The 7361-nt window shown below is 69.4% G+C and carries 7 protein-coding genes, 1 tRNA gene and 1 pseudogene; all 9 read right to left on the minus strand.

Features of this window, described 5'->3' with window-relative positions; translation table 11 throughout:
• A partial coding sequence (locus tag ACY0I8_RS14600) for a MerR family transcriptional regulator (RefSeq protein ID WP_461395340.1) occupies nucleotides 1-129 on the minus strand: 129 nt, incomplete at its 3' end.
• Nucleotides 130-207: 78 nt separating this feature from the next.
• Nucleotides 208-483, minus strand: a pseudogene (locus ACY0I8_RS14605) (integration host factor subunit alpha); the annotation flags it as partial.
• A 61-nt stretch (nucleotides 484-544) separates the two neighbouring features.
• Entirely contained in the window at nucleotides 545-2953 is a 2409-nt protein-coding gene (pheT, locus tag ACY0I8_RS14610; protein ID WP_461395339.1) for a phenylalanine--tRNA ligase subunit beta, read from the minus strand.
• 7 nt (nucleotides 2954-2960) lie between these two features.
• The gene (gene pheS / locus ACY0I8_RS14615; RefSeq protein WP_459941729.1) at nucleotides 2961-3980 is read right to left on the minus strand and encodes a phenylalanine--tRNA ligase subunit alpha; all 1020 of its coding nucleotides are present in this window, start codon (nucleotides 3978-3980) and stop codon (nucleotides 2961-2963) included.
• A gap of 35 nt (nucleotides 3981-4015) precedes the next feature.
• Complete coding sequence (rplT, locus tag ACY0I8_RS14620) at nucleotides 4016-4360, minus strand: 50S ribosomal protein L20 (protein ID WP_459941730.1); 345 nt, start codon at nucleotides 4358-4360, stop codon at nucleotides 4016-4018.
• A 126-nt stretch (nucleotides 4361-4486) separates the two neighbouring features.
• Nucleotides 4487-4684, minus strand: coding sequence for a large ribosomal subunit protein bL35 (rpmI, locus tag ACY0I8_RS14625; RefSeq protein WP_459941731.1), 198 nt, complete (start codon nucleotides 4682-4684; stop codon nucleotides 4487-4489).
• A gap of 21 nt (nucleotides 4685-4705) precedes the next feature.
• On the minus strand, nucleotides 4706-5233 hold the full coding sequence (gene infC, locus ACY0I8_RS14630) for a translation initiation factor IF-3 (RefSeq protein ID WP_459941764.1): 528 nt from the start codon (nucleotides 5231-5233) through the stop codon (nucleotides 4706-4708).
• 24 nt (nucleotides 5234-5257) lie between these two features.
• Nucleotides 5258-7186, minus strand: a complete 1929-nt coding sequence (thrS, locus tag ACY0I8_RS14635; protein ID WP_459941732.1) for a threonine--tRNA ligase — start codon at nucleotides 7184-7186, stop codon at nucleotides 5258-5260.
• A 96-nt stretch (nucleotides 7187-7282) separates the two neighbouring features.
• Nucleotides 7283-7357 (minus strand) — tRNA-Val (locus tag ACY0I8_RS14640).
• Between the last annotated feature and the right edge of the window lie 4 nt (nucleotides 7358-7361).

The following is a 7361-nucleotide window of genomic DNA, read 5'->3' on the forward strand; positions in this document are numbered from 1 at the left end:
GCTCTTTCGGGGGGAGAGGAACGGAAACTCGCTCTCCCAGTACCGGAGCACGTGGGGCTTGACCCCGACGATCTCCGCCACCTCCCCGATCCGGTAGTAGAGCTTCTGGGGGATCCCCCGGCTCTCCAACGCCCGCTCCTTCGCCCGGAAGGGCGCCAATCATACCAGCGAGAGCCGCCCGGTGCAACGGCCCCGGCGCGCCGTTCAGCCGTTGTTCAGGCGCTCCTTGAGCACCTGGCTCGGCTTGAAGGTGAGCACCCGGCGCTCGCGGATGGTGATGGACTCGCCGGTCTGGGGGTTCCGGCCCCGGCGGGCCGCCTTCTGGCGCACCTCGAAGTTGCCGAACCCGCTGATCTTCACCTTCTCGCCCTGCTCCAGGGCCTCCTTGATGAGTTCCAGGATGAGCCCCACCACCTCGGCCGACCGCTTCCGGCTAAAGCCCACCCGCTCGTGCAGCGCCTCCACGAGATCCGATTTCGTCATGGTTGTCCCGTCCTTTTTCGCGTGCATGGAAACGATTCCTCGCCGCCCTGTCCGGGCGGCCCTACCGAAGGCGAGCCCCGGTACGCGCGGCCAACGATTCGAGAACCCGGGCCTCCTCGGCCCGAACCTCCTCATCCGTCAGGGTGTGGTCGTCGGCCCGATAGGTGACCCGGAGCGCCAGGCTCACCAACCCCTCCGGGATGCGCTCGCCTCGGTACACGTCGAAGATCTCGACCTCCCGTACGAGGGCGGACCCGGCGGCCCACACCGCGTCCACGACGTCCTGGGCCCGGGCCCGGGCCGGATCCACCAGGACGGCAAGATCCCGCTGCACCGCCGGATACCGGGGAAGCCCCGGAAACGCCCCGGGTTCCCGGGAAAGATCCAGAACCGCGTCGAGGTCCACCTCGAACCCGGCCACGGGGCCCTCGAGGTCCCAATCCCCGAGGCGGCCGGGGTGGAACTCCCCCACCCATCCGAGCGCCCGTCCCTCGGCCTCGACCCGGGCCGCCCGGCCGGGGTGAAGCCAGGGAAGGTCGGCGGTGGGCACGAACCGGAGGCTGCCGAGCCCGAACCCCAGGAGCAGGGTTTCGAGGGCGCCCTTGGCGTCAAAGAAATCCACGGCCTCGTCCCCGCTCCACCAGGCCAGCGGGTCCCGGGCCCCGGCAGCCACCGCCGCCACCCGGGGGGTTTCGTCCGGCAGGGCCTCGCCCTCCCGGGGATGGAACGTGCGCCCCACCTCGAAGAGCCTCGCGGAGCGCGCCTGGCGTCGCTGGTTGCGGGCGAGGCTCCGCAACAGGCCCGGCACGAGCGTCGTCCGGAGCACCGAGGAGTCCCGGCCCAGGGGGTTGGCGAGCACGACGTGGTGACGCAGGGCATCTCCCTCGGGAAGGCCCAGCCGGTCGTCGTCGGCCGGGTCCCCGAAGCTCAAACACACCGCCTCGTAGTAGCCCTGGCCGGCCAGGAGGTCCCGGGCCCGGTTCGCCGCCCGCCGCCTCGCCGGTGCCGGGTCGGGCCGCATCGGCACCCGGGGAAGCGTGGTGGGGATCCGCTCGTACCCGTGGATCCGGGCCACCTCCTCGATCAGGTCCACCTCCCGCTCCAGGTCCACCCGGTGGGTGGGCACCCGCACGGTGACGGACTCCGCATCGGCCCCCTCCTCGGCCATGCCGAGGCTCGCGAGGATCGTTCGCACCTCCTCGGCCCGGATCTCGGTTCCCAGAAGGCCCCGCACCCGGTCGTACCGCAGGCGAACCCGCGCCGGCTCGTGCCGGGTCGGGTAGGCGTCGTAGACGCCCCGGGCCACGGTGCCGCCGGCCAGTTGGACGATGAGTTCCGTGGCCCGGTCGAGGGCCCGGAGGAGCCCCTCGATGTCGGTGCCCCGCTCGAAGCGGTAGGAGGCCTCGGTGCGAAGCCCGAGCCGCCGGGACGTGCGCCGGATGTTCGAGGGCAGGAACCAGGCGCTCTCCAGAAGGATCTCGGTGGTGTCGGGCTCGACCTCGGAGTTCTCGCCCCCCATGACGCCGGCCAGGGCCACGGGCCGCTCGGCGTCGCAGATGACCAGGGTGTCGGCGTCGAGCTCGCGCTCCTGGCCGTCCAGGGTGGTAAACCGCTCGCCGTCCCGGGCCCGCTGGACCACGATGCGGCCCTCCACGAGCCGGTTTCGGTCGAAAGCGTGCAAGGGGTGCCCGAGCTCCAGGAGCACGTAGTTCGTCACGTCCACCACGTTGTTGATGGACCGCACCCCACAGGCCTCGAGGCGCCGGCGCAGCCACAGGGGCGACGGCCCCACCCGCACGCCCCGGATCACCCGGGCCGCGTAGCGGTGGCAGAGGTCGGGGTCGCGGATCTCCACCGAGGTGAGCTCCTCCACGGCGGGCCCCTCTTCGGGGACCTCGGGCTCGGGGATCCGGAGTTCGCCTCCGGTCAGGGCCGCCACCTCCCGGGCCACCCCCACCACCGACAGGCAGTCGGGCCGGTTCGGGGTGATCTCCACCTCGATCACGGTCTCCGGGAGTCCCAGGTACTCCAGAAGGTCGGTGCCCACCGGGGCGTCGGCCGGCAGAATCAGGATCCCCGAGTGGTCCTCGCCGAGGCCGAGCTCCCGCTCGGAGCACATCATGCCGTAGCTCACCTGGTCCCGGATCTTGGTCTTCTTGATCTTGAACCCGCCGGGAAGCCGCGCCCCCACCCGGGCCAGGGCCACCTTGTCGCCCGCGGCCATGTTTGTGGCGCCGCACACGATCTCGTAGGTCTCGGCCCCATCGGTGACCCGGCACAGGCTCAAGCGGTCGGCGTTCGGGTGGGGCCCCTTTTCCAGGATCTGCGCCACCACCACCCCCTCGATCCCCTCGCCCCGGCGCTCCACGGCGCCCACCTCGAGGCCCGCCATGGTGAGGCGCTCGGCGAGGGCCTCGGGCCCGAGGTCGAACTCCACGTACTCTTTGAGCCAGGAAACCGGAACGCGCATGGGACGCTCAGCCGAAGTGCCCGAGGAACCGAAGGTCGTTTTCGAAAAAGAGCCGGATGTCGTCGATGCCGTACTTGAGCATCGCGATCCGCTCGACCCCGAGGCCGAAGGCGAACCCCTGGACCTCCTCGGGGTCGTACCCCACGAACCCGTACACCGCCGGGTCCACCATGCCCGAGCCCAGGATCTCGAGCCAGCCCGTGCCCGAGCACACCCGGCAGCCCGAACCCCCGCACAGCACACACTGGATGTCCACCTCGGCGCTGGGCTCGGTGAACGGGAAAAAGCTGGGACGGAACCGCACCCCCGTGTCGGGACCGTAGTACCGGTGCACGAACTCGGTGAGCACGCCCTTGAGGTCGGCGAAGGTCACGTCCCGGTCCACCAGCAGCCCCTCGATCTGGTGGAACATGGGGGAGTGGGTGACGTCGGAGTCGCACCGGTACACCTTGCCCGGGGCCACGATCTTCACCGGGGGCTTCTGGGCCTCCATGGTGCGGATCTGCACCGGGCTCGTGTGGGTACGAAGCACCACCCCGGGGGCCACGAAGAAGGTGTCCTGCATGTCACGGGCGGGGTGGTCGGCCGGGATGTTCAGGGCCTCGAAGTTGTAGTACTCGAGCTCCACCTCGGGCCCCTCGGCCACCGAAAACCCCATCTGGCCGAAGATCTCCAGGAGTTCCCGCACCACCCGGGTGATCGGGTGTAGCCCGCCCCGGTGGCCCCTGCGGCCCGGCAGGGTGACGTCCACGGCCTCGGCCTGGAGCCTACGATCCAACTCGGCCCGGCCGAGAGCCTCCCTCCGCTCGGCCAGCGCCCTCTCGATGGCCGCCTTGACCTCGTTGGCCACCCGGCCCACCACGGGCCGCTCGGCCGGGTCGAGCCGGCCCATCTCCTTCAGGCAGGCGGTGAGGTCGCCCTTGCGCCCCAGGTACCGGACCCGGAGGGCATCGAGGGCCTGGGAATCGGGCGCGGCGCGGATCTCGGCCAGGGCCCGGTCGGCGAGGGCTCGGAGCTGGTCAATCATGGCGGGAGCGGGGGTGGGCTAGGCCGGGGGGAGGCCTAGCGGACCTCTTCCACCAGCCGGGCGAAATCCTCGGGGTGGCGCACCGCGAGCTCGGCGAGCATCTTGCGGTTGAGTTCCACCCCGGCCGTCTTGAGGGCGTGCGTGAGCCGGCTGTAGGAGGTGCCGTTCTGTTTGGCGGCCGCGCCGATCCGGGCGATCCACAGACGCCGGAACTCCCGCTTCCGGTTCTTGCGGTCGCGGTAGCTGTACACCCAGGCCCGGTGCAGGGTCTCGATGGCCTTCCGGAGGTGGCGGCGGCGGGCGCCGTAGTACCCGCGGGCCTGCTTCAGGATCTTTTTGCGGCGCTGGCGCGACGCAACCGAGGGACGGGAACGTGCCATGGCTTTTCTCCTTGGGTTGGCAAACGCGTCCCCGCGGCCGGTCCGGGTCGGACCCCCTATCCCCCAGGTACATGGCGGACCCGGGGATGAGGTGCGTTCCGCGGGGAACTGGAAAACGGTTCGGGACTACGCGTAGGGCAAGAGCTTTTGCATGTGCCGGGCGTGGGTGGCGTCCACGAAATCGGGCCGGCGCAGTTGCCGCTTGCGCTTGGCCTTCTTGCCGCCCAGCAGGTGGCTGCGAAACGCCCGGCGGTACTTGAACTTTCCGGTGGCGGTCTTCTTGAACCGCTTGGCCGCCGCCCGGTGGGTCTTCATCTTCGGCATGGCGTCTTCCTCTCTCGCGCTTCAGGATTTCTTCGCGGCCCGGGGCGGCGGGGAGAGCAGCATGAACATGTTGCGGCCCTCCATGCGGGGGGCCTGCTCCACCTTCGCCTCGTCGCCCAACTCCTCGACCATTCGCTGCAACTGCTGCAGGCCCCGTTCCGGCAGGGTGACCTCGCGGCCCCGGAACATGACCGTGACCTTGACCTTGTGCCCTTCGTCCAAGAACTCGCGCACCTTCTTCAGCTTGACCTGGAAGTCGTGCTCGTCGGTCTTGGGGCGGACCTTGACCTCCTTGACCTGGGTCTGGACCTGGCGCTTGCGGGCCTCCTGGGCTTTCTTGGCCTGGTGGTACTTGTACCGGCCGTAGTCCATGATCTTGCAAACCGGCGGCCGGGCTTGGGGCGCCACCTCCACCAGGTCCATGTCCATCTCTTCCGCCAGGGCCAGGGCCCGTTCGATCGGCAGGATCCCGAGTTGGGAACCGTCGGGCCCGATGGTCCGGACCTCCCGGACCCGGATCATGCGGTTGATGCGGGGTTGGTCAGCGATGGGGCACCTCCTCGGTCAGGGCGTTCAGCGTCGCTCCTCCAATCGGGGCACGGCGGCCTCCTCGGCCACCCGCTCCACGAACTCCTCCAGCGGCATGGTGGGCAGCGGATCCCCCGACCGGGGCCGCGGCGACACCGTGCCGTCGGACACCTCCCGGTCGCCCACCACGACCATGTAGGGCACCTTCTGGAGCTGCGCCTCCCGGATCTTGTACCGCAGCGTCTCGTTGCGGTCGTCCACCTCCACCCGCACCCCGCGGGCGCGCAACAGCCCTTCCGCCTTGCGGGCGTAGGGGGCGTGACGGTCGGAGATGGGCAGGAGGACAACCTGGACCGGGGCCAGCCAGGTCGGAAACGCTCCGGCGAAATGCTCGATCAAGATCCCGATGAACCGCTCGATCGAACCCAGGATCACTCGGTGGAGCATCACCGGCCGGTGCCGCTCCCCGTCGGCCCCCACGTAGGTGAGATCGAACCGTTCCGGGAGGGTAAAATCGGCCTGGATTGTAGCACACTGCCACTTTCTGTCAAGCGCGTCGCGCAGTTTCACGTCGATCTTGGGCCCGTAAAACGCCCCCTCCCCCTCGCAGACCCCGTAGGCCATCCCCCGGCTGCGAAGGGCCTCTTCAAGGGCGCGGGTGGCCCGCTCCCAGGCCTCGTCGTCGCCGATGGATTTCTCGGGCCGGGTGGAGAGTTCCACCTCGTACTCGAACCCGAAAAGCCCCATGACGTCCTGGACGAAATCGAGAATGCCCGAGATCTCGTCGAGCAACTGCTCCGGGGTGCACAGGATGTGGGCGTCGTCCTGGGTGAACCCCCGCACCCGGGTGAGCCCATGGAGCACGCCGGACTTTTCGTGCCGGTGCACGGTGCCGAGCTCGAAGTACCGCAGGGGGAGATCCCGGTACGAGCGCACCTTGGACCGGTAGATCACCATGTGGGCGAGGCAGTTCATCGGCTTGATGCCGTAAACTTGCCCCTCCTCCACCTCGGTGAAGTACATGTTCTCCCGGTAATTGTCGTAGTGGCCCGAGCGCTCCCAGAGCTCTTTGCGCAGAATCTGGGGGCCGATCACGATCTGGTAGCCCCGCCGCAGATGCTCCCGGCGTTCGAAATCCTCGAGAATCGTGCGCACGAGGGCTCCCTTGGGGTGCCAGATCACGAGCCCCGGACCCACCTCGTCCTCGATGGAGAACAGCTCGAGCTCCCGGCCGAGCTTGCGGTGGTCCCGCTTTTTCGCCTCCTCCAGGAGCCGGAGCCGCTCGGCCAACTCCTCCTTCGTGCCGAAGGCGGTGCCGTAGATCCGCTGGAGCATGGGGTTTCGCTCGTCGCCCCGCCAGTACGCCCCAGCCACGGACAGCAGCTTGAACACCTTGACCCGGCCCGTGGAGGGCACGTGGGGGCCCCGGCAGAGGTCGGCGAACTCCCCCTGCTCGTAGAGCGAGATCGTCTCCTCGTCGGGCAGGTCCTCGATGAGCTCCACCTTGTAGGGTTCCCCTCGATCCCGGAAGAACCGGATCGCCTCGTCGCGCGGAAGCTCCCGGCGCCGCACCGGGAGGTCTTCCTTGACGATCCGGGCCATCTCGGCCTCGATCTTTTCCAGGTCCTCCGGGGTCAGGGGCCGGGGGGTGTCGAAGTCGTAATAGAACCCGTCGGCCGTGGCCGGGCCGATAGCGAGCTTGGCATCGCCCACCACCCGCTTGACCGCCTGGGCCATGACGTGGGAGGCCGAGTGCCGGAGCACGTCGAGGCCCTCGGGGCTGTCGGGGGTGAGGATCCGGAGCCGGCAGTCCGCCGTCAGGGGCGCGGTGAGATCCACCAGCCGGCCGTCCACCTCGGCGGCCACGGCCTCCCGGGCGAGCCGCTTGCCGATCGACTCCGCCACCTCCAGGGCCGTTGTGCCGGGGGGCACCTCCTTCACGCTTCCGTCGGGCAGGGTCACCCGGATCGCCATGGCTCGAACTCCTTCGGCGCCGCGGGAACGCGCCGGCAAAAAACAAAAGGCACCGGTGGAGACCACGCGATGCCTCATCCGCGAACGAGCAAGAAGTGGTAGGCACGGGCGGGATTGAACCGCCGACCCCCTGCGTGTCGGGCAGGTGCTCTCCCACTGAGCTACGTGCCTACAA

The sequence above is a fragment of the Deferrisoma sp. genome, assembly GCF_054681715.1.

Bases quoted from the DNA above. Each gene is read 5' to 3' on its own strand.
- pheT (WP_461395339.1), bottom strand. From the start codon at position 2,953: ATGCGCGTTCCGGTTTCCTGGCTCAAAGAGTACGTGGAGTTCGACCTC.
- pheS (WP_459941729.1), bottom strand. From the start codon at position 3,980: ATGATTGACCAGCTCCGAGCCCTCGCCGACCGGGCCCTGGCCGAGATC.
- rplT (WP_459941730.1), bottom strand. From the start codon at position 4,360: ATGGCACGTTCCCGTCCCTCGGTTGCGTCGCGCCAGCGCCGCAAAAAG.
- rpmI (WP_459941731.1), bottom strand. From the start codon at position 4,684: ATGCCGAAGATGAAGACCCACCGGGCGGCGGCCAAGCGGTTCAAGAAG.
- thrS (WP_459941732.1), bottom strand. From the start codon at position 7,186: ATGGCGATCCGGGTGACCCTGCCCGACGGAAGCGTGAAGGAGGTGCCC.